Genomic DNA, 20,720 nt, shown 5'->3' with positions numbered 1-20,720 from the left:
CCAAAGGAACCTCGTCCGAGATGGACGGGGTATCAACATATCTGGCGTTGACTTTTGGCACGCTGTTGAGTTCTCAAGGAACGGACGCTTCCTTCGAAACCGTTTCACCGGTTTCTCCGGGCGCTTCCCTTCGGTGTTTCCAACCTTACCAGATCCGTTTTCCGTTCCGTTTCCGGTCCGAATTCCGTTTCCGGCCCCCTGCTGGAGCGGGGTCTTTCGCGCCTTCCGGCGTGATCACTACTTTAGCGGATTCCCTCGGATGCTCATAATCGAGCTTCCCGATCCGAATTCCGGCATGCCGAAATCCATCCCGATGAGGGGCCGTGCAGAAGTGGTTTGCCGCCGGTGCGGCTCGAGTGGCTGCCGCGTTTCCCCGCAGGGCTCCGTGGCAACTCGGTGAACAGTACACGACGCCCCGAGGACCATCAAACTCATGGCCGGACGCCCCGTCAGGGCGTACCGTCTAAGGCATGACGAGCGCATGTGTACACCCACGGTGGTGGGCCGCCTGACGGCGGCCGCCTCTATCAACACATGCGCAACCACGGCCGCCGCTCCGGCGGCCGTTCGCGTATCTCCTCCCCGCGAAGCCCGGCCGGCCGGGTCGGCGGTCCCGACACAGCGGGAGATGGCAAAGAGATGACGGAGACGAAGACGGCACGGCGTCGGATCTTCAGTGGGATCAAACCGAGTGGACATCTGACCCTCGGCAACTACCTCGGGGCCGTACGCCGGTGGGTTCAGGAGGATCAGCACCGTGCCGACGCGCTGTTCTGCGTCGTCGATCTGCACGCGCTCACGGTCGAACACGACCCGGCGCGGGTGCGGCGGCTCACCCGGCAGGCCGCCACGCTGCTGCTGGCCTCGGGGCTCGACCCCGAGCAGTGCACGCTGTTCGTCCAGAGCCAGGTGGATGAGCACGCACGGCTGTCCTATCTCATGGAGTGCACGGCCACCGACGGCGAGATGCGTCGGATGATCCAGTACAAGGAGAAGGCCGTGCGGGAGCAGGCGAGAGGCCGGAGCGTACGGCTGTCGCTGCTCACCTATCCGGCGCTGATGGCGGCCGACATCCTCGCCTATGGCACGCATGAGGTGCCCGTCGGCGAGGACCAGACGCAACATGTCGAGCTGGCCCGGGATCTGGCGCAGCGGTTCAACCAGCGGTACGGACCGGTCTTCACCGTGCCCCGGGCCACTCGGCCGCGGGTTTCGGCGCGGGTGATGGATCTGCAGGACCCCACCTCGAAGATGGGGAAGTCGCATGCGGAGACGGCGGGCATCGTCTATCTGCTCGATGAGCCGGATGTGGTGCGGAAGAAGATCATGCGGGCCGTCACGGACAGCGGAACCGAGGTGCGGTATGACCGGACGGAGCAGCCGGGGGTGGCGAATCTGCTGGATGTGCTCGCGTCGTGCACCGATGGAAAGCCGGAGGTGCTGGCCGAGGAGTTCAGCTCGTACGGGGCGCTGAAGGGTGCCACGGCGGAGGCGGTGCTGGAGGTGCTGCGGCCGCTTCAGGCCCGGCACGCGGAGCTGTGCGCCGACCCCTCTTATATGGACGGGGTGCTGCGGGCCGGGGCCGAGCGGGCGCGCGGGCTGGCCCGGCCCCAGGTGGACGAGGCGTATGCGGCGGTCGGGCTGCTGCCGCCCGCCTGACCGAAGCGACTGGGCACCGGCCCCTGACCGAAGCGGCGGGGCGCCGGTCGCCTGATCGGAGCGGCGGGGCGCCGGTCGCCTGATCGGAGCGGCGGGGCGCCGGTCGCCTGATCGGAGCGGCGGGGCGCCGGTCGCCTGATCGGAGCGGCGGGGCGCCGGTCGCCTGATCGGAGCGGCGGGCGCCCGGCCGGTCGGCGTCAGCCGTTGCCGGAGGCGAGCTCGCGGCTGCGGTCGCGGGCCGCCTCCAGCGCGGCGATCAGCGCGGCGCGCACACCGTGGCTCTCGAGCTCGCGGATGGCGTTGATCGTGGTGCCCGCCGGGGAGGTCACGGCCTCCCGGAGCTTGACCGGGTGCTGATCGCTGTCGCGCAGCATCACCGCCGCGCCGATGGCCGCCTGGACGATCAGGTCATGGGCCTTGTCGCGGGGCAGGCCCAGCAGGATGCCCGCGTCGGTCATGGCCTCGACGAGGAAGTAGAAGTAGGCCGGGCCGGAGCCGGAGAGGGCGGTCGCGGCGTCCTGCTGGGATTCGGGGACGCGCAGCGTCTTGCCGACGCCGCCGAAGATCGCCTCGGTGTGGGCGAGGTGCTCCTCGGTGGCGTGGCTGCCCGCCGAGATGACGGACATGGCCTCGTCGACCAGTGCGGGGGTGTTGGTCATCACACGGACGACCGGGGTGCCGGCGGCCAGACGCGCCTCGAAGAAGGAGGTGGGGATGCCGGCCGCGCCGGAGATCACCAGCCGGTCGGCGGGGATGTGCGGGGCGAGCTCATCGAGCAGGGCGCCCATGTCCTGCGGCTTGACGGTGAGGATGAGGGTGTCGGCGGACTTGGCGGCCTCGGCGTTGGAGACGGCTTCGACGCCGTGGCGCGAGCGGAGCTCCTCGGCGCGCTCGGGGCGGCGGGCCGTCACCAGGAGGTCGGACGGCGACCAGCCACCTCGGATCATTCCGCTGAGAAGGGCTTCGCCAATCTTCCCCGTGCCGAGCACGGCGACCTTCTCCGTCATAGTGCGGCTCTCCTCATACCTGAGCGGGTCGTGCTGTGCTGCATGTGTGTTCTCCGCCATCTTCCCACGGGTGGCCTATTCCCTACGGCCCTTATGAATTACTTATTCGTCGTTCGATGAATAAAAATTTTCGCGCCATCCGGTGTGACCCGGAGGCCGCTTTGCGCCCGCGCCCATGGGGGCGCCCGGAACCGAGCAGTCCTGTTCGATGCCTCCGAGTTCACAAGTCGGTTACATATCGACTTGCAAATGGTCACAGTCTCATGGACACAATGGGGGCCGGTGTCTATACGTACGGGAAGGGGGCGATGGTGAGGAGCATTCGGCATACCGCTCACGCACTGGTAACGGCGGTAGCCGTGTTGCTTGCCCTCTTCATCGCGGCTGATTGCGCGTCCGCGCAGGTCATCCATCCCGAGACGAGCAGCGTCACCGCTTCGGCCGATCCGCGGCAGGCCACAGAATCATGGGTCTCCGCGCACGGCGACCACGGAACAGCAGACTGCAAGGGGCTTCGCGGACGAGCCCCGCTGACCGCTCCCACGCCGAGCGGCAAATACGGATGTGTGTGCGGTTGCGACACCGGTGTTCCGGTGCCACGTACCGCCATCTCCTCATCGGTCACCGAACGGCAAGCCGTTCCGGTGTCGAGATCGGGCGAGCTGCCCGTCATCCTCCAGACCTTCCGCTGCTGAGAGCTACACCGCCGTAGCCCGGCGGTTCGTCTCGCACCATTTCCACGCTTTTCACGCTTCTCGCGCAAGCGATCTCAACCGCCAGCGACCGATTCCATCGATCCCACTGACGTAGCGCTATGCCGTGCCCCCGCCTGCCCATGAGCCGGTGACGGGGCGCACAGGAGGCAACCCTCATGCGAAACTCTCTCCTTGACCGTTTCCGTGGTGCCGGAGGCACCTCAGGCTCATCCGGCGCCGGAACATTCCGCGCCGACTTCACCGCTTCTCTCGTCGTCTTCCTCGTCGCCGTGCCCCTGTGCGTGGGGGTGGCGGTGGCCTCGGGTGTTCCGGCCGAGCTCGGCCTGATCACCGGCATCGTCGGCGGGCTGGTCACCGGTTTCCTGCCGGGCAGCAGCCTGCAGGTCTCCGGCCCGGCCGCCGGTCTGACCGTGTTGGTGTACGAGGCCGTGGAGCAATACGGCGTCGCCGCACTCGGCGTCCTCGTCCTGATCTCCGGACTGCTGCAGCTGACCATGGGCGCGCTCGGCCTCGGCCGCTGGTTCCGGGCGATCTCCGTCGCCGTGGTGCAGGGCATGCTCGCGGGCATCGGCCTGGTGCTGATCGCCGGGCAGCTCTACGCGCTCGCCGACGCCAAGGCGCCGACCAGCGGGCTCGACAAGATCTTCGGCATTCCGGAGCTCATCGGGGACGTGGCCGGTTCCGGCGACGCCCTGCAGGCCGTCGCCGTGGGCGTCGGCACCATCGCCGTCCTGGTGCTGTGGCCGCGTTTCCGCAAGGGCGCCAAGGTGCTGCCCGCGCCGCTGGTGGCCGTCGCGCTCGCCACCGCCTCGACCGTGATCTTCGACCTGCCGATCGCGCGGGTCGAGGTCAAGGGTCTGCTGGACGCCATCCAGCCGCCCGGCGGCGGTGAGTTCCAGGCGCTCGCCGAGGTGGGCGTCATCGGCACCGTGCTCGCCTTCACGCTGATCGCCTCGGCCGAGAGCCTGTTCAGCGCCGCGGCCGTGGACCGGCTGCACGACGGTCCGCGCACCAACTACGACAAGGAGCTCATGGCGCAGGGCGCGGGCAACGCGGTGTGCGGTGTCCTCGGCGCCCTGCCGATGACCGCGGTGATCGTGCGGAGCGCGGCCAATGTGCACGCCGGCGCCAAGACGAAGGCGTCACGGGTGCTGCACGGTGTGTGGCTGCTGATCTTCGCGGTCCTCTTCCCCTCGGCCCTGGGCATCATCCCGGTGGCGACTCTCGCCGGTGTGCTGGTGTACTCGGGCTGGAAGCTGATCCCGACCAAGGACCTGGTGCCGTTGTGGCGTGCCCACCGCGGTGAGGCGATCATCCTGATCGTCACCGCCGGCGCGATCGTGATCACCAATATGTTCGAGGGCGTGATCATCGGTCTGCTGATGGCCGTGGCCAAGACGGCCTGGGAGACCTCGCATGTGCATGTCGAGGTCAGCGGGCACGAGGACGGCGACGGTGCCGAGGACAAGCCCCTGCACGTCCGGGTGCGCGGTCACGCGACCTTCCTGCGGCTGCCCAAGCTGCTGGACGAGCTGGAGGCGCTGCCCCGTGAGCGGGAGGTCGAGCTCGACCTGACCGGGCTGCGCCATGTGGACCACGCCTGTGAGATGGCGCTGGCCACCTGGACCGAGCGGCACAACGCGGTGGTCAAGCGGGACGCCGCCGTCGAGGAGCGGGTCCCGGCGTAACGGCCCGCTCGGGGCACACGCCCCCTTCCGTCAACTGGCCCCCGGCGCCGCCCTCGCGGCTCCGGGGCCGGCCGCGCTCCGGCCGTGGGTCAGCCGCAGGGCACGGTGACGAAGCCGTCGCTGCCGGTCCGCACATACGCGTCGGACACGTACTGGCCCGGGGCGATGCTGTCCCAGATGTCCGTGGTGCCATACGGGCCGGACACCTTCTCGCCGTGCCGCTGGCAGCGGATGGGGACCCGGGTGTTGTACGGCAGCACCTTGACGACTCTGTGGTTGGTGCCGGGCCCGCTGCGGACGTTGACCTGGTAGCCGGGCGCGGTCGGATAGGTGATCGCTCCGGCGGTGGCCGTGACGTCGGCGGCCTCGGTGGCGTTTGCGGCGTCGGTGGTGGCGACGGTTTCCGCGGTCTCTTCCATGGCCATGACGGCCCCTCCCCCGTTGAACTTCTTTCCGAAGTTGTGCACATGTCGTGTGAAGTGACACGACATGCGGAGGCTAACAAGGCTCGCACGTGTCATCGACTAGGCTCGCCGAGTCGCGAATGCGGCCGAATTCACGGGGGTGGGGCATGCCGCCGGTGCACAGAGCCGGGACGGGCGCGGAATCCAAGGATCCGGAATACGCCGGGCAGTACCGGCTCGAGGCACGCCTCGGAGCGGGTGGCATGGGCGTGGTCCATCTGGCCCGCTCGGCCTCGGGACGGCGCCTCGCGGTGAAGGTCGTCCATGCCGAGTATGCCGAAGACCCCGAGTTCCGGGCGCGGTTCCGGCAGGAGGTGGCGGCCGCCCGGCGGGTCAGCGGCGCGTTCACGGCGCCCGTGGTGGACGCCGACCCGGAGGGGTCGAGGCCCTGGATGGCCACCCTCTACATCCCCGGCCCGACCATCGCCGAACACGTCAAGCGGAGCGGCCCGTTGCCGCCGGACGAGACGGTGCAACTGGCCGCGGGGCTCGCGGAGGCGCTGCGGGACATCCATCGGGTGGGCGTGGTGCACCGCGATCTCAAGCCGAGCAATGTGCTGCTCGCGGCGGACGGCCCGAAGGTCATCGACTTCGGCATCTCGCGGCCGTCCGACAGCGAACTGCGCACCGAGACGGGGCAGTTGATCGGCACCCCGCCGTTCATGGCGCCGGAGCAGTTCCAGCGACCGCGTGCGGTGGGCCCGGCGGCGGATGTGTTCGCGCTGGGCTCGCTGCTGGTGCACGCGTCCACCGGGCGGGGGCCGTTCGAGTCCGAGAGCCCCTACATCGTGGCGTACCAGGTGGTGCACGACGAGGCGGATCTGGCGGGGGTACCGGATGAGCTGTTGCCGCTGATCCAGCGGTGTCTGGCCAAGAACCCCGAGGATCGCCCCACGCCCGACGCCCTGATGACGGTCCTGCGCGCCGTCCGCGGCCCCCATCCGCCGGCGCCGCGCGGCCCCGTCCCGCTGGTGCCGCAGCAGCGGACGCCGGAGCCCCACTCCCTGCCGGGCGGGCGCGGGGAGCAGGCCGGCGGCGTCACGGATACGCATGTGAAGGCGGGCTCCGAGCCCGCGCCCCGGCTCATCGAGGGCATGAAGGCCGAGCCGGAGCGGGTGGGGGACGAGGCCGAGTCGGTGCTGGGCGGGTCGGTGGCGGGCGGGTCGGTGGCGGATGGGTTCGTGGCGGACGGACCGATGGCGGGCGAGTCCAGGGCCGACCGGCCGGTGGTGCGGCGCCGGGGGATGCGGGGGTGGGCCCTGTCCGGGCTCGCGGCCCTCGTGCTGCTGGCCGCGGGCACGGTCGTCGCGCTGCGCCCGTTCGGCGACGCGGACGCGTCCGGCGGGCGGCAGCCGCGGAACAGCGCGGCCACCGCGGAGGCATGGCGCCCCTGGGCCACGGGGCTGGACGTCGGAAAGGCCGCGGGCTCGGGGGTGCGACCCGCGTTCTGCTCGTACGGTGCGGGCGCGCTGTACTGCGCTCGGCGCGGTATCGAGGCCGCCCGGGTCGATCCGGACGACGGCCGGGTGGTCTGGTCTCGGCCGTCCGCGGCGGGGAGCCCGGGCGACGGCGAGGCGATCTCCCCTCCCGTGTTCTCCGGCGGTCTGGTGCGGACGGTGTCCCCGGACGGCGCGCGGCTGCGGGCGCTCGACCCCACGACCCACGACGTCCGCTGGAGCCGCGAAGTGTCCCGTTACGACGGCGGGGTCTACGCCTCGGGCGACACCGTGCTGCTGGCCGCGCCGGACGGCACGGTCACGGCGGTGAACGGCGCGACGAACAAGGAACGTTGGAGTCACCGGCTGCCCGGCCACGCCCGGCCCGCCTTCTTCTCGTACGGCGACGGCCACACGGCGTACGCCGTGACCACCGCGGACGATGGCGCGCACACGCTGGTCACGGCGGTGGACACGATGCGCGGTGCCACGCGCTGGCACGCCTCGCTCAGCGGCAACCTGACCCCGGCCGGGAGCGGCCCCGGCGGAGTGCTGCTGCTGACCGAGACGGACACCCAGACCCGTACCACCGCCGTCGTCCGCTATGACCCGGAGCGGCGTACGGCGCGGCGGGTCGCGCTGTCCGCGCCGGTGTCCGCGACCAGCGCCGTCAGCAGCGGCGACCGGGTGTATGTGCTGGGCGCGGACGGCGGGTTGGTGGGCGTCGACACCGGGCGCGAGGGCGGCGCGGCGCGGGCGCGGCTCTGGCGTCTGGAGACCTCGGTGGCCAACGCGTCGCCGCTGGTGGCGGCGGACGGACGGCTGTACTTCTCGGCGGCGGACGGACGGTTGCTGGCCGTGGACGCCGAGCGGGGCGAGGTGATCGGCGAGACGCGTCGCTCGCGTGGGGGCGCGGCCGGACGTGGCTTTCTGGATCTGATGCCTGCGCCGGTGGTGGTGGGTGGCAAGGTGTTCGCGACATCCTCGGACGGGACGGTGTTCGCGGTGGATGGGCGGGATCCGGCTGGGTGGTGAGGGTGTTCGGCGGAACAGGTGGCGGAGCCGCGTGTCGTTGCCTTCCCCTACCCGCCCCTTCCCGCTGCCAGGGGCTCCGCCCCGGACCCGGCTCCTCAAACGCCGGAGGGGCTGGATTGCGCGCCTCAAACGCCGGAGGGGCTGGATTACGTTGATCGCCGGATCGTGGGTCGTTGGGGGGAAGAACAGGAATGGCACTGCGCGCCGGGGACCCGGAGTCCATCGGAGGCTACGCACTCGAACGGCGGCTCGGCCGCGGCGGGATGGGCACCGTCTATCTGGCCCAGTCCCAGTCGGGGCGGCGGCTGGCGCTGAAGGTGGTGCATCAGCAGTTCGCCGATGACGACGAGTTCCGGGTGCGGTTCCGGCAGGAGGTCGCGGCCGCCCGGCGAGTCAGCGGCGCGTTCACCGCGGCCGTCGTGGACGCCGACCCCCACGCCGTACTGCCGTGGATGGCGACCTCGTACGTCCCCGGCCGCACCCTCGCCGAGCGGGTCGCGGCGGACGGTCCGCTGCGCGGCGCCGAGCTGCGGCGGCTGGCGATCGGGCTGGTGGAGGCTCTGCGGGACATCCATCGGGCGGGCGTGGTGCACCGGGACCTGAAACCGGCCAACATCGTGCTGTCCGAAGAGGGCCCCCGCGTCATCGACTTCGGCATCTCCCGGGCGGCGGACCACCAGACCCTGACCATGACGGGCCGGGTCATGGGCACGCCCCCGTTCATGTCCCCGGAGCAGCTGCGCGATCCGCGGGAGGTCGGACCGGAGTCCGATGTGTTCTCGCTGGCGACGGTGGTGGTGTTCGCGGCGACCGGCCAGAGCCCGTTCGACGCGGACAGCCCGTATATGACCGCCTATCACGTGGTGTACGAGCCGCCTGAACTGGACGCGGTGACCGGGCCGTTGCGCGACGCGGTCGCGGACTGCCTCAGGAAGGAACCGTCCGCGCGTCCCGGACTTGACGAGCTGCTGGAGCGGCTGCGGACGTTGCCCGACGAGGACGCCGACGAGGACGGTACGGACGATCGCGGCACAGGTGCCGTCGATTCCGAGGGCACCGCCGTGCCCACGGAGGTCGGCCGCGCACCCCGCCGCCCCCGTCTCCCGCGCCGCCGCGCCCTGGCGGTCGCCGGAGCGGCCGCGGGCCTGGTCGCCGCGGTCGCGGGAGGGGGCGTCGTCCTCAAGGCCGGGCCCGGATCCGGCGACCGGCCGGACGCCCGCCCCGCCACCGGCACATCGCGGGACGCCTCGCTCCCGTCCGGATGGCGCCCCTGGCAGCGCACGCTCACCGAACCCGGCGACGACGACGTCGTGACCCGCCTCGAAGGCACTCCGCAGACGGTCAACGGGCTGAGCGGCCGACGCTGTCTCGCCTCGGGCACCGAGCTGTACTGCGGCGGTTCCGGGGTCGCCCTCACCCGGCTGGACCCCCGGGGGCGCGTGAGCTGGCATCGGCCGACGAAGCCGGACGCGCTGATCGGTGTGGTCGACGGTCTCGTCCTGGGCACCGTCGGGCTCTCGGACGGAACGGCCCGGCTTGAGGGCTACCGCACCAGCGACGGTGAGCGGGTCTGGAAGACCGATATCGGCGGCGCGGACCAGGGCGCGGTGTTCCGGCGGGGACGTCACCCCGCCGTGCTCACCCAGAGCTGGGACGAGGAGACCTTCCAGGCCGTGGACGCGCGTACCGGCGACACGCTCTGGTCGCGCCGGGTCGGCCGCGGGCTGACCTGCTCCCCCGATGTGGTGGCCGGACGCCCCCTCGCCGACTGCAGACCGATGGAAGATCGCGCCGACCCGGACACTCCGAGCCGGCTCTACGCCCTCTCCCCCACCACCGGAGCGCCCCGGCAGATCGGCACGCCGGACGCGGGCGTATCCCTGGCCGAGCGCTCGGGCGACCTTCTCTATCTGGAGCAGGGCGCCCACGACAGCTTCGACTACACCGATCTGCTCTTCCTCTCCCCGGACGGCGGACCGGCGCGCCGGGTGAAGCTGCCCGAGGGGCTCTCCGCCCAGCAGACCAGGCCCACCCTGGTGGGCGACACGCTCTACTTCGTCCGGCAGAACGGCGAGGTCACCGCCGTCACCACGGCCGGAAAGCGGCTGTGGAGCGAGGCGACGGAGGTGGAGTGGCTGGGCTCACCGGTGGTGTCCGGGCGCCGGAACGCCCTGTATCTGGCCACCGCCGCGGGCCGGGTGGTCGCGCTGGACCGCGGGGACGGCCGGGTGCTGTGGCGGGGCAAGGCGCGTACGGACCCCGGTGGCGTCCCCGCCGAGCTGACGCTCAGCGGTGACGCCCTCACCACGGTCTATGGATACGACACCGTGGAGGCGGCCGGGATCGACGTCAGCCGCGTCAGCCGAGGCGGCTGACGTCGCGGACCGCGCCCTTGTCGGCGCTGGTGGCCATCGCCGCGTAGGCGCGCAGTGCGGTGGACACCTTGCGCTCGCGGTTCTTCGGGGCGTAGACGCCGCCGAGCGCCTCGCGCCGGGCCGCCAACTCCTCCTCGCTCACCAGGAGTTCGATGGTGCGGCCGGGGATGTCGATGCGGATCCGGTCGCCGTCCTGGACCAGGGCGATGGTGCCGCCGGACGCCGCCTCCGGCGAGGCGTGGCCGATGGACAGGCCCGAGGTGCCGCCGGAGAAGCGGCCGTCGGTGACCAGCGCGCAGGCCTTGCCCAGGCCCCGGCCCTTGAGGAAGGAGGTGGGGTAGAGCATTTCCTGCATACCCGGGCCGCCCTTGGGGCCCTCGTAGCGGATGACGACCACGTCGCCCTCCTTGACCTGCTTGCCCAGGATCCGCTCGACGGCCTCCTCCTGGGATTCGCAGACCACGGCGGGCCCCTCGAAGGTCCAGATCGACTCGTCCACGCCCGCGGTCTTCACCACGCAGCCGTCGACGGCCAGATTGCCCTTGAGGACGGCGAGTCCGCCGTCCTTGGAGTAGGCGTGCTCCAGGTCGCGGATGCAGCCGCCGGCGGCGTCCGTATCCAGCGTGTCCCAGCGCTCGGACTGCGAGAAGGCGGTGGCGGAGCGCTTGCAGCCGGGGGCCGCGTGCCACAGCTCGACGGCCTCGGCGGACGGCGAACCGCCGCGCACGTCCCAGGTTTTGAGCCAGTCGGCGAGCGAGGAGCTGTGCACGGAGTGGACGTCCTCGTTCAGCAGCCCGGCGCGGAACAGCTCGCCGAGGATCGCCGGGATGCCGCCCGCGCGGTGCACGTCCTCCATGTAGTACGTGCCGCCGGGGGCCACGTTCGGCGCGACCTTGGCCAGGCAGGGCACCCGGCGGGAGACCTCGTTGATGTCGTTGAGGTCGTAGTCGAGACCGGCTTCCTGGGCGGCGGCCAGCAGATGCAGGATCGTGTTGGTCGAGCCGCCCATGGCGATGTCGAGCGCCATGGCGTTGTCGAAGGCGGCGCGGGTGCCGATGGCGCGCGGCAGAACGGTCTCGTCGTCCTGCTCGTAGTGGCGCTTGGTGATGTCCACGACCGTACGGCCGGCGGTCTCGTAGAGCGCCCGGCGGGCGGTGTGGGTGGCCAGCACCGAGCCGTTGCCCGGCAGGGAGAGGCCGATCGCCTCGGTCAGGCAGTTCATCGAGTTGGCGGTGAACATGCCGGAACAGGAGCCGCAGGTCGGGCAGGCGTTGTTCTCGATGCGGAGGATGTCCTCGTCCGAGACGTTCTCGTTGACCGCGTCCGAGATCGCGTTGATCAGGTCCAGCTTGCGGACGGTGCCGTCGACGAGCGTGGCCCGGCCGGCCTCCATGGGGCCGCCGGAGACGAAGACGGTCGGGATGTTGAGCCGCATCGCGGCCATCAGCATCCCGGGCGTGATCTTGTCGCAGTTGGAGATGCAGATCAGCGCGTCGGCGCAGTGCGCCTCGACCATGTACTCCACGGAGTCGGCGATCAGGTCGCGGGAGGGGAGGCTGTAGAGCATCCCGCCGTGGCCCATGGCGATGCCGTCGTCCACCGCGATGGTGTTGAACTCGCGCGGAATGCCACCCGCCGCGTGGATCGCCTCACTGACGATCCGGCCGACCGGCTGGAGGTGGGTGTGCCCGGGCACGAACTCGGTGAAGCTGTTGGCCACGGCGATGATCGGCTTGCCGAAGTCCTCGCGCGCTACGCCGGACGCCTGCATAAGGGCGCGGGCGCCCGCCATGTTGCGGCCATGGGTGACGGTGCGAGACCTCAGCTCGGGCACGGTGCTCGGCTCCCTACGTGATACGTGCGTCCGGTGAATGGGACGCCCGGCAATGCGGATCGGAGTCTTCTGAGCCTACGCCTGTGTCCATGGATCCGGATGGTCCGTCCGGATCCAGAGACGGTGGGGTCACTGTGTGGAAGGACCCGGTCAGCTCTCGGTCAACGCCGCGCGGTCGGGGCCGACCGGTCCGCGATCAGCTCTCGGTCAGATAGCGCTGCAGGGTGGGCCCCACCATGGCCACGATGTCATCGACCTCCGCCGAGGCCATCGGCTCCATCCGGATCACATAGCGCAACATCGCGATCCCGATGAGGTGCCCGGCCGCGAGCTGGGCGCGGAACTCGGGGTTCGGGACGTCCAGCTCACCCGCCATCCGGAGCAGCACCCGGCGCTCGATCATGCCGCGCAGCACCGCGGCGGCGGTCTCATTGGTCAGCGCCGAGCGCATCACGGCGAGCAGCGGCAGCCGGCTGACGGGGTTCTCCCAGATGCCGAACATGAAGCGGGCCATCCGCTCGCCCGCGCCCTCCCGGCTGCCGTGCACCGCGTCCGGGGCGGCCATGGCGGGCGCGAAGATCAGCTCGATGGCCGCCTCGAAGACCTGCTCCTTGGTGCCGAAGTAGTGGTGGACCAGCGCCGGGTCCACCTCCGCGGCCTTGGCGATGCCGCGGATCGAGGTCTTGTCGTAGCCGCGCTCGGCGAACTCGTTGCGCGCCGCGGCCAGGATCCGGTCGCGGGCGCCGGGGCCGTCGGAGACGCTCGTACGGGCCGGGCGGCCACGCTTGCGCGGGCCCGTGGCGGGCCCGGATGAGGCGGGGGTCACGACCCGGGCACCACCCTGCTGGGCCGATTGGCCGAGGTCGGCGAGGCGAGATGCAGCCGGGTGAAGGCCAGGGCCTCCGCCAGGTCGGCCTCGCGCTCGGCGGTGGACATGGCCCGCCGGGTGTTGACCTCGACGACCACATTGCCGTCGAAACCGGTGGCCGCGAGCCGTTCCAGCAGCTCGGCGCAGGGCTGGGTGCCGCGCCCCGGCACCAGGTGCTCGTCCTTGTTGGAGCCCTGGCCGTCGGCGAGGTGGAGATGGGCCAGCCGGTCGCCCATGCGGTCCACCATCTCCATCGCGTCCGTACGGGCGGTGGCGGTGTGCGAGAGATCGATCGTGAAGTGGCGGTAGTCGTGCTGGGTGACGTCCCAGTCCGGGGCGTACGCGAGCATCTCGCGATCGCGATAGCGCCACGGGTACATGTTCTCGACCGCGAACCGCACATCGGTCTCATCGGCCATCCGCCAGATTCCGCTGACGAACTCGCGGGCGTAGGACCGCTGCCATCGAAACGGCGGGTGGACCACGACGGTGGACGCGTCGAGCTTCTCCGCTGCCGCTCTCGCCCGCTGCAGCTTGACCCAGGGGTCGGTCGACCAGACCCGCTGGGTGATCAGCAGACAGGGAGCGTGCACGGCGAGGATCGGCACCTGGTGGTAGTCCGAGAGCCGACGCAGCGCCTCGATGTCCTGGCTGACCGGATCGGTCCACACCATGACCTCGACGCCGTCGTAGCCCAGCCGTGCCGCGATCTCGAAGGCCGTCGCCGTCGACTCCGGATAGACCGAGGCTGTGGACAGCGCGACCTTCGCATCCGGGATGCGCACCACTGGCTCTGTCACGAGGGACAGCGTACGGCGGCTGCTCTCCGCAGCCGAACCGCGGCGGCGCTTGCGGCTGAACCACCACCGCTTTCCGGCCCGGCCACCTGCGCTCTCCGGCCCGGCCACCAGGGCTTTCCGGGCCGGTCACCGCGGCTTTCCGGGCCGACGGCCGGGGCTTTCCGGGCCGGCTGCCTGCTTTGGGGCCTGGTCGCCGGGGCTTTCCAACCGTCCGCCGCCGCTTTCCAACCCAGCCGCCGCCGCTTTCCAGCCCGGTCACCGGGGCTTACCGGCCCGTCCGCCGCCGCTTTCCAGCCCGGTCACCGCCGCTTTCCAGCCCGGTCACCGGGGCTTACCGGCCCGGCCGCCGTCGCTTTCCGGGCCGGCCGCAGTCGCTCCCGCCCCGGTGACGCTGCGTGGTTACGTGGGCAGGTGATCCAGGCGGCGCAGGATGACGCCCTCGCGCAGCGCCCACGGGCAGATCTCCAGCTGCTCCACGCCGAACAGATCCAGCGCGGCCTCCGCCACCAGCGCCCCGGCCGGAAGCTGTCCGGCCCGGCCCTCGGAGACGCCGGGCAGATCGGCCCGTTCCTCGGTGGTCATGGCGGCCAGTTTCGGCACCCACTCCCCCAGCGCCCGGCGGGTGAGACGGCGCTCCACGTACGGCCCCTCGGCGGAGCGCGCGGCGCCGGTGATCCTGGCCAGCTGCTTGAAGGTCTTGGAGGTGGCCACCACATGGTCCGGCGCCCCATGACGGCTGAAATCGCCGACGCTCCGGGCGATCTCGGCCCGCACATGGCGCCGCAGGGCCCGGACCTCCGCCGGGTCGGGCGGGTCGCCGAGCAGCCAGGAACCGGTCAGTCGGCCGGCCCCAAGGGGCAGCGAGACCGCCGCGTCGGGCTCCTCGTCCATGCCGTACGCGATCTCCAGCGAACCGCCGCCGATGTCCAGGACCAGCAGCTTCCCCGCGGACCAGCCGAACCAGCGGCGGGCGGCCAGAAAGGTGAGCCGAGCCTCGTCCGCGCCGCTGAGCACCTGGAGCCGCACGCCGGTCGCCTCGGTGACCCGGGCCAGGACCTCATCGGCGTTGGACGCCTCGCGGACGGCGGAGGTCGCGAACGGCAGGACGTCCTCGACACCCTTGTCCTCGGCCGCCTCCAGCGCCTCCTTGACCACCGCTATCAGGCGGTCGACGCCTTCGGGGCCGATGGCCCCGGCGCCGTCGAGGAGTTCGGCCAGCCGCAGCTCGGCCTTGTGCGAGTGCGCGGGCAGCGGGCGCGCGCCGGGGTGGGCGTCCATCACAAGGAGATGAACCGTATTCGAACCCACGTCGAGGACACCGAGTCTCATAGCGTGAACGCTACTGCTCCCCCTCTCGGTGTCATGCACAGGTCCCCCACCGATCGCGTGCGATCGCGCACCCGGGCGGCCGGTCGGCGGCCGATCTGCGGCCGGTCGGCGGCCGATCCCGGGCCCGCGCCGCGCCGCCGGGCCGTGTGCGGTCCCCACCTCCGTGTTTTGGCCGAGGGGCCTACCCTTGCACCGTGGCAAAGACGAAAAAGGCGAAGCAGGACAAAGGCCGGAAGACCGACCCGGAGTGGGCGGCCGAGGAGCCGATGCCGTCCGGGGCCGAGGATGCCGGGGCCGCCGGGGCTGCCGGGGCCGCCGAGGACGAGGTCGGTCTGGACTTCGCCCGCGCATGGGTCGAATTCCCCGATCCGGCCGACGACGAGCAGTTCTTCCGATGCGATCTGACCTGGCTGACCTCCCGGTGGACCTGCATCTTCGGCCAGGGCTGCCAGGGCATCCAGGCGGGGCGGGCCAGCGATGGCTGCTGCACGCTGGGCGCGCACTTCTCCGACGAGGAGGACGAGGAGCGGGTCGGCCGCCATATGGCCCGGCTGACCCCCGAGATCTGGCAGTTCCATGATGTGGGGCACGCCTCGGGGTGGGTGCAGGAGGACGACGACGGCGAGCGGCAGACCCGACGCCACAAGGGCTCGTGCATCTTCCAGAACCGGCCGGGCTTCGCGGGCGGCGCGGGCTGCGCCCTGCACATCCTGGCGCTGCGGGAGGGGCGCGAGCCGCTGGAGACCAAGCCGGATGTGTGCTGGCAGCTCCCGGTGCGCAGGTCCTACGACTGGATCGACCGGCCGGACGACACAAGGGTGCTGCGGGTCACCATCGCCGAGTACGACCGGCGCGGCTGGGGGCCGGGCGGCCACGATCTGCACTGGTGGTGCACGTCGGCCACGTCGGCGCATGGGGCCGGGGAGCCGGTGTACCGGTCGTACCGGCCGGAGCTCACGGAGCTGATGGGCAAGGCGGGATACGACCGGCTGGCCGAGCTGTGCGAGCAGCGGCTGGCGTCGTCGCTGCCGCTGGTGGCTCCGCATCCGGCGGATCCGGCGGGCTGACGCGGGCGGTACGGCGGGCTGACGCAGGTGGTACGGCGGGCTGACGCGGGTGGTACGGCGGGCTGACGCGGGTGGCCCGGCGGGCTGACGCGGGTGGCCCGGCCGATCCGGCCCACCTGGGCGGTCCGCCCACCTGTGCCGTCCGGCCCGACTGACGTGGCGGTGGCGGTGCCGATCCTGGGCGGTCCGGCGGATCTTTCCCCTACCCGCCCCTTCCCGAAACCGGGGCCCGGCCCCGGCCCCCGCTCCTCAAACGCCGGAGGGGCTGGAGTCACATCGCCATGCGGCTCCACCGCGTGGCGCCCGGCCCCCGCCGGGGCACCGCCCCTAAGCCCTGCACCTCAAACGCCGGAGGGGCTGGAGTCACATCGCCATGCGGCTCCACCGCGTGGGTCCCGGCCCCCGCCGGGGCACCGCCCCTAAGCCCCGCTCCTCAAACGCCGGAGGGGCTGGAGTCGCATCGCCATGCAGCTCCACCGCGTGGCGCCCGGCCCCGCCGGGGCACCGCCCCGGACCCCGCTCCTCAATCGCCGGAGGGGCTGGATTGGCTCCCCGCGGCCCTTACCGCAGCATCGATATGAGGCTCCGCCGCGTGGCAAGGCTCCGCCCGCGTGACTGCGGCTCCGCCGCGTGGCTGGGGCTCCGCCCCTGGACCCGGGGTCTGGGGCGGAGCCCCAGTTTCGGGAAGGGGCGGGGAGGGGAACAGCCCGCCGCAGGCGCCACGCCCCGCCGGACACCCCCTGGCCCGCCAGTTGGCGTGTCCGGGCCCGCCGGTCCACGTGACCTGGCCCACCGGTCGGCGCGTCCGGGCCCGCCGGTCCACGTGACCTGGCCCGCCAGTGGGCGCGTCCGGACCCGCCGGTCCAGGTGGCCAGTCCACCGGGCGGCACGTCCGCGGCCGCCAGTCGACCTGGCCGGGCCCCGGTCGACGCCTCCGGGGCCGCCAGTCGGCTGATGTGGCCGGGGCCTGTGTCAGCGCCTCGCGGCGGCCGGGCCGGAGGGGGTGGGGGACGGGTCGGTCGGGGTGGGGGTCGGGTTGCCGGAGGGGCCGGTGGGGGTGGGGGTGGGCTCGGGGGAGGCACCGCGGCCCTCGATCAGCACCACCGCGCCCGCCGGATCCACCGAGACCCGCGCGCTCCAGTGACCGGCCGGCTCCCGGCCGTGGTCCACCGAGACCGTGATGGTCGTGGAGTCGCCGGGCCGCAGCACCCCGCCCGTGTGGTTCAGCTGGAGCCAGGACGCCCCGGCGGAGGCCGACCAGTGCACCGGTGAGCCGCCGGAGGCGGTGAGGGTGATGACCGTCACCTCGCCCTCGGGGTGTGCCGTGACCGTGAGCCGCCCCGGGCCGGGGGCCGGTCGGGACGGTCCTGAGCCGTCGCCGGGGCGGCCGCCGCCGGCCCGGGAGCCGTCCGGGCGGGACGCTTCGCCGCCCTTGCCCTTGTGCCCCGGCCGCTCCACCGCACCGTCCACGCCGATGACCTCGACCGACACATCCGACGCCCCGCGGCCCGCCTTGGCGCTCCGCGGGCCGGAGCCGATCTGGGTGCCGGAACGGTCCTGCGCGCTGCCGCCGCGCTCGTACGAGCCTCGGGCGGGCCGGTCCTGACCGGCCGGGGCCTGGTCCGTGCCGTCCGCCTCGGCGGCGGCCACCGAGTCCGTATCGCGCTCGTCACCGGCGAGCGGGGCGCCCCGGTAGGCGGCCCACAGCGCCAGCACCGGGGCCGCGACGACCGTCGCCACCACCGTCGTCGTCAGCGCGCGGCTGCGCATCCGGCTGCGGCGGGCGGCCCGGTCCTGAGGCTCCAGCGGGAAGCCGCGCCGGTCGAACCGCGGCCCGGAGCCCGCGCGGGCGGGGCGTCCGCTGAGCGCGCTCAGCAGCGCGGCATGCACGGCGGCGCGGGGGGCCTCCACCACCGGCAGCGCGGCGGGCGCGGCCGCCGTACCGGGCCAGGGTCCATCGGCCGTGGCCCGCTCGGCCATCCGGCGGCACTCGCGGCAGTCGTCCACATGGCGCACCAGCTCGCGGCGGAGGGCGGCGGAGAGCAGCACCTGGGTGTCGCCCGCGAGCCGCGCGACCACCGGGCAGTGCCCCAGCTCGACGACGGCGAGGGCGGCACGCGTGCGCTCCACCTCGCAGGCGGCGCTGGAGAGCAGGGCGCGGGTCTCCTCCTGGTCCTTGCCGAGCACGGCGGCCACCTCGGAGGGGCCCAGCCGATGGCGCACCGCGAGCTCGAGCGCCTCGCGCTGCTCGGCGGTGGTCCCGGCGGCCTCCGGCCAGGCCAGCGCGGCGAGTTCGCGACGGCGCTGGGCGGCGATGGGCTCGGGCAGCTCGGCCCCGGCGCCGTCGCCCGGGGTGTCCGTCCCCGTACGGCCGCGGCGCTCGGCCAGCTTGCGCAGACAGGCCCAGCGGGCGACCGCGTAGAGCCAGGGGCGGGACAGCTCGCCCTCCGCGGTGACCCGGCCCCGCCCCCGGCCGGGGCGGCGCTCGGCCACCGCCAGCACATCGCCCACCGCGACGGCCGCCGCGTCGTGCTCGCACAGCGCCGACAGGCAGTAGGTGAACAGGCCGTCGAGATACGGCTCATAGCGTTCGGGCGGGCGCTGGGGGCGGGTGGTCGTGGAGCGCGCCGCACGGCGCCGCACCCGCTGTGCGCCGGTGGTCTGTGTCGAGTGCTCGGACCTGCTGCTCATCACCCGGCGACGGTAGGCGGATGATGCAGACTTCCTCGCGCCACTTGCACTGTTTTAACCCTTACGGGTGACCATCTCCCTCATAAGGGGACAGGTGTCCCCCTCCGGTGGCCGTAACCTGCTATGCGCCCGGCGCCCTCCGGCAAGGCCGGGGAAGGACCACTGAGAGGGCCACCGGGAGGGCCGCGAAAGGGCCCGTGAAGGGCCCTTCACCACCGCCGTTCGGCTCTGTCGGTGGCCGACGCTAGCGTTACGGCATGGCTGCCCGTAGCTCCTCCCGCTCATCCGCCAAGGACCGCCCCTCCTACCGCTGTACGGAGTGCGGCTGGACCACCGCCAAGTGGCTCGGCCGCTGCCCGAGTGCCAGGCATGGGGCACGGTCGAGGAGTACGGCACGCCCGCGGTGCGCACCACCGCGCCCGGCCGGGTCACCTCGGCCGCCCTGCCCATCGGCCAGGTCGACGGCCGTCAGGCCACCGCGCGCGGCACGGGCGTGGACGAGCTGGACCGGGTGCTCGGCGGCGGGCTGGTCCCCGGCGCGGTCGTGCTGCTCGCCGGGGAGCCCGGGGTCGGCAAGTCCACGCTGCTGCTGGACGTGGCGGCCAAGGCCGCCTCCGAGGAGCACCGCACGCTCTACATCACCGGTGAGGAGTCGGCGAGTCAGGTGCGGCTGCGCGCCGACCGCATCGGCGCGCTGAGCGAGCATCTCTATCTCGCCGCCGAGACCGACCTCTCCGCGGTCCTCGGCCATCTCGACTCGGTCAAGCCCTCGCTGCTCGTCCTGGACTCGGTGCAGACCGTCGCCTCGCCCGAGATCGACGGCGCGCCGGGCGGGATGGCGCAGGTGCGCGAGGTGGCCGGGGCGCTCATCCGCGCGTCCAAGGAGCGCGGTATGTCCACGCTGCTGGTGGGCCATGTCACCAAGGACGGCGCCATCGCGGGGCCCCGGCTGCTGGAGCATCTGGTCGATGTCGTCCTGCAGTTCGAGGGCGACAGGCACGCTCGGCTGCGGCTGGTCCGCGGGGTGAAGAACCGCTACGGGGCGACGGACGAGGTCGGCTGCTTCGAGCTGCACGACGAGGGCATCACCGGGCTGGCCGACCCCTCCGGGCTGTTCCTCACCCGCCGCGACGAGCCGGTGCCGGGCACCTGTCTGACGGTCACCCTGGAGGGCCGCCGGCCGCTGGTGGCCGAGGTGCAGGCGCTCACCGTCGACTCCCAGATCCCCTCCCCGCGCCGCACCACCTCCGGTCTGGAGACCTCCCGGGTCTCGATGATGCTGGCCGTTCTGGAGCAGCGCGGCCGGATCAGCGCGCTGGGCAAGCGGGATATCTACAGCGCCACGGTGGGCGGGGTGAAGCTGTCCGAGCCGGCCGCCGACCTCGCCGTGGCGCTCGCGCTGGCCAGCGCCGCCAGTGACACCCCGCTGCCCAAGAACCTGGTGGCGATCGGCGAGGTGGGGCTCGCGGGTGAGGTCCGGCGGGTCACCGGAGTGCAGCGGCGGCTGGCGGAGGCGGCCCGGCTCGGCTTCACCCACGCCCTGGTGCCGACCGACCCGGGCCGGATCCCGGACGGAATGCGGGTGCTGGAGGTGGCGGACATCGGGGACGCGCTGCGGGTGCTGCCGCGGCGCCGGGAGCGGGGCGAAAAGGCGCGGGCGGACGCGGAGGACCGCGGCTGAGGCGCGGAGGACCGCGGCTGAGGTGACGGGCCGTGGGCGCGGTGTGTGCTGGTGAGGGCGTACGCAAGGG

Annotated in this window: 13 protein-coding genes and 1 pseudogene; 6 read left to right on the top strand and 8 right to left on the bottom strand. The window is 72.5% G+C overall.

The genetic code is table 11. From position 1 onward, the window contains the following. The first annotated feature begins 639 nt into the window (after positions 1-639). Positions 640-1,659: a tryptophan--tRNA ligase gene (trpS, locus tag BLV72_RS19080; protein ID WP_093463680.1), complete on the top strand. Its 1,020-nt coding sequence runs from the start codon at positions 640-642 to the stop codon at positions 1,657-1,659. Positions 1,660-1,856: 197 nt separating this feature from the next. Here trpS and proC read toward each other — a convergent pair whose 3' ends face one another. Together proC and BLV72_RS48800 are read right to left on the bottom strand one after the other, a co-directional pair. Next, on the bottom strand, positions 1,857-2,666 hold the full coding sequence (gene proC, locus BLV72_RS19075; RefSeq protein ID WP_093463678.1) for a pyrroline-5-carboxylate reductase: 810 nt from the start codon (positions 2,664-2,666) through the stop codon (positions 1,857-1,859). 334 nt (positions 2,667-3,000) lie between these two features. After that, positions 3,001-3,339, bottom strand: coding sequence for a hypothetical protein (locus BLV72_RS48800; RefSeq protein WP_208905671.1), 339 nt, complete (start codon positions 3,337-3,339; stop codon positions 3,001-3,003). Positions 3,340-3,537: 198 nt separating this feature from the next. On the opposite strand from BLV72_RS48800, the gene BLV72_RS19065 reads away from it, so the two are divergent. Then, positions 3,538-5,070, top strand: coding sequence for a SulP family inorganic anion transporter (locus tag BLV72_RS19065; RefSeq protein WP_093463677.1), 1,533 nt, complete (start codon positions 3,538-3,540; stop codon positions 5,068-5,070). Between the two features lie 89 nt (positions 5,071-5,159). Here the strand turns inward: BLV72_RS19065 and BLV72_RS19060 are convergent, their stop codons facing one another. Continuing rightward, positions 5,160-5,495, bottom strand: a complete 336-nt coding sequence (locus BLV72_RS19060; protein WP_093470432.1) for an SH3 domain-containing protein — start codon at positions 5,493-5,495, stop codon at positions 5,160-5,162. A gap of 146 nt (positions 5,496-5,641) precedes the next feature. On the opposite strand from BLV72_RS19060, the gene BLV72_RS19055 reads away from it, so the two are divergent. Both BLV72_RS19055 and BLV72_RS19050 read left to right on the top strand, forming a co-directional pair. Next, positions 5,642-8,005 (top strand): protein kinase domain-containing protein, encoded by a 2,364-nt coding sequence (locus tag BLV72_RS19055; protein ID WP_167746379.1) that lies wholly within the window; start codon positions 5,642-5,644, stop codon positions 8,003-8,005. 191 nt (positions 8,006-8,196) lie between these two features. Next, positions 8,197-10,380, top strand: a complete 2,184-nt coding sequence (locus BLV72_RS19050; RefSeq protein WP_093463674.1) for a protein kinase domain-containing protein — start codon at positions 8,197-8,199, stop codon at positions 10,378-10,380. Here BLV72_RS19050 and ilvD read toward each other — a convergent pair. From ilvD to BLV72_RS19030, 4 genes are all read right to left on the bottom strand, one after another. Then, positions 10,364-12,214 (bottom strand): dihydroxy-acid dehydratase, encoded by a 1,851-nt coding sequence (gene ilvD, locus BLV72_RS19045; protein WP_093463672.1) that lies wholly within the window; start codon positions 12,212-12,214, stop codon positions 10,364-10,366. The two genes, BLV72_RS19050 and ilvD, sit on opposite strands and share 17 nt — an antisense overlap. 196 nt (positions 12,215-12,410) lie before the next feature. Next, the gene (locus BLV72_RS19040) at positions 12,411-13,040 is read right to left on the bottom strand and encodes a TetR/AcrR family transcriptional regulator (protein WP_093463671.1); all 630 of its coding nucleotides are present in this window, start codon (positions 13,038-13,040) and stop codon (positions 12,411-12,413) included. Then, positions 13,037-13,882 carry a sugar phosphate isomerase/epimerase family protein gene (locus BLV72_RS19035; protein WP_093463669.1) on the bottom strand — a complete coding sequence of 282 codons (846 nt, stop codon included), beginning with the start codon at positions 13,880-13,882 and terminating at the stop codon, positions 13,037-13,039. The genes BLV72_RS19040 and BLV72_RS19035 overlap by 4 nt, the downstream gene beginning before the upstream one ends. 399 nt (positions 13,883-14,281) lie before the next feature. Further along, the gene (locus tag BLV72_RS19030) at positions 14,282-15,211 is read right to left on the bottom strand and encodes a Ppx/GppA family phosphatase (protein WP_093463668.1); all 930 of its coding nucleotides are present in this window, start codon (positions 15,209-15,211) and stop codon (positions 14,282-14,284) included. 266 nt (positions 15,212-15,477) lie between these two features. Here BLV72_RS19030 and BLV72_RS19025 point away from each other — a divergent pair, with 266 nt between their 5' ends. Beyond that, on the top strand, positions 15,478-16,278 hold the full coding sequence (locus BLV72_RS19025) for a DUF3109 family protein (RefSeq protein WP_425288527.1): 801 nt from the start codon (positions 15,478-15,480) through the stop codon (positions 16,276-16,278). 972 nt (positions 16,279-17,250) lie between these two features. Here the strand turns inward: BLV72_RS19025 and BLV72_RS19020 are convergent. After that, on the bottom strand, positions 17,251-18,969 hold the full coding sequence (locus BLV72_RS19020) for a BACON domain-containing protein (RefSeq protein WP_093463665.1): 1,719 nt from the start codon (positions 18,967-18,969) through the stop codon (positions 17,251-17,253). 257 nt (positions 18,970-19,226) lie between these two features. On the opposite strand from BLV72_RS19020, the pseudogene radA reads away from it, so the two are divergent. Beyond that, a pseudogene (gene radA / locus BLV72_RS19015) lies at positions 19,227-20,650 on the top strand (DNA repair protein RadA). Positions 20,651-20,720: the final 70 nt, after the last annotated feature.

This window comes from Streptomyces melanosporofaciens (assembly GCF_900105695.1).
In the GTDB taxonomy this organism is placed as follows: domain Bacteria; phylum Actinomycetota; class Actinomycetes; order Streptomycetales; family Streptomycetaceae; genus Streptomyces; species Streptomyces antimycoticus.
Note: the sequence above shows the minus strand (reverse complement) of the source record. Positions and strands in the feature narration are given on the sequence as shown.

Excerpts from the sequence above, each read along its gene's own strand:
- BLV72_RS19065 (WP_093463677.1), top strand. The coding sequence starts at position 3,538 with ATGCGAAACTCTCTCCTTGACCGTTTCCGTGGTGCCGGAGGCACCTCA.
- BLV72_RS19050 (WP_093463674.1), top strand. The coding sequence starts at position 8,197 with ATGGCACTGCGCGCCGGGGACCCGGAGTCCATCGGAGGCTACGCACTC.
- BLV72_RS19025 (WP_425288527.1), top strand. The coding sequence starts at position 15,478 with ATGCCGTCCGGGGCCGAGGATGCCGGGGCCGCCGGGGCTGCCGGGGCC.
- BLV72_RS48800 (WP_208905671.1), bottom strand. The coding sequence starts at position 3,339 with ATGACGGGCAGCTCGCCCGATCTCGACACCGGAACGGCTTGCCGTTCG.
- BLV72_RS19055 (WP_167746379.1), top strand. The coding sequence starts at position 5,642 with ATGCCGCCGGTGCACAGAGCCGGGACGGGCGCGGAATCCAAGGATCCG.
- BLV72_RS19020 (WP_093463665.1), bottom strand. The coding sequence starts at position 18,969 with ATGAGCAGCAGGTCCGAGCACTCGACACAGACCACCGGCGCACAGCGG.
- trpS (WP_093463680.1), top strand. The coding sequence starts at position 640 with ATGACGGAGACGAAGACGGCACGGCGTCGGATCTTCAGTGGGATCAAA.
- proC (WP_093463678.1), bottom strand. The coding sequence starts at position 2,666 with ATGACGGAGAAGGTCGCCGTGCTCGGCACGGGGAAGATTGGCGAAGCC.
- BLV72_RS19030 (WP_093463668.1), bottom strand. The coding sequence starts at position 15,211 with ATGAGACTCGGTGTCCTCGACGTGGGTTCGAATACGGTTCATCTCCTT.
- BLV72_RS19060 (WP_093470432.1), bottom strand. The coding sequence starts at position 5,495 with ATGGCCATGGAAGAGACCGCGGAAACCGTCGCCACCACCGACGCCGCA.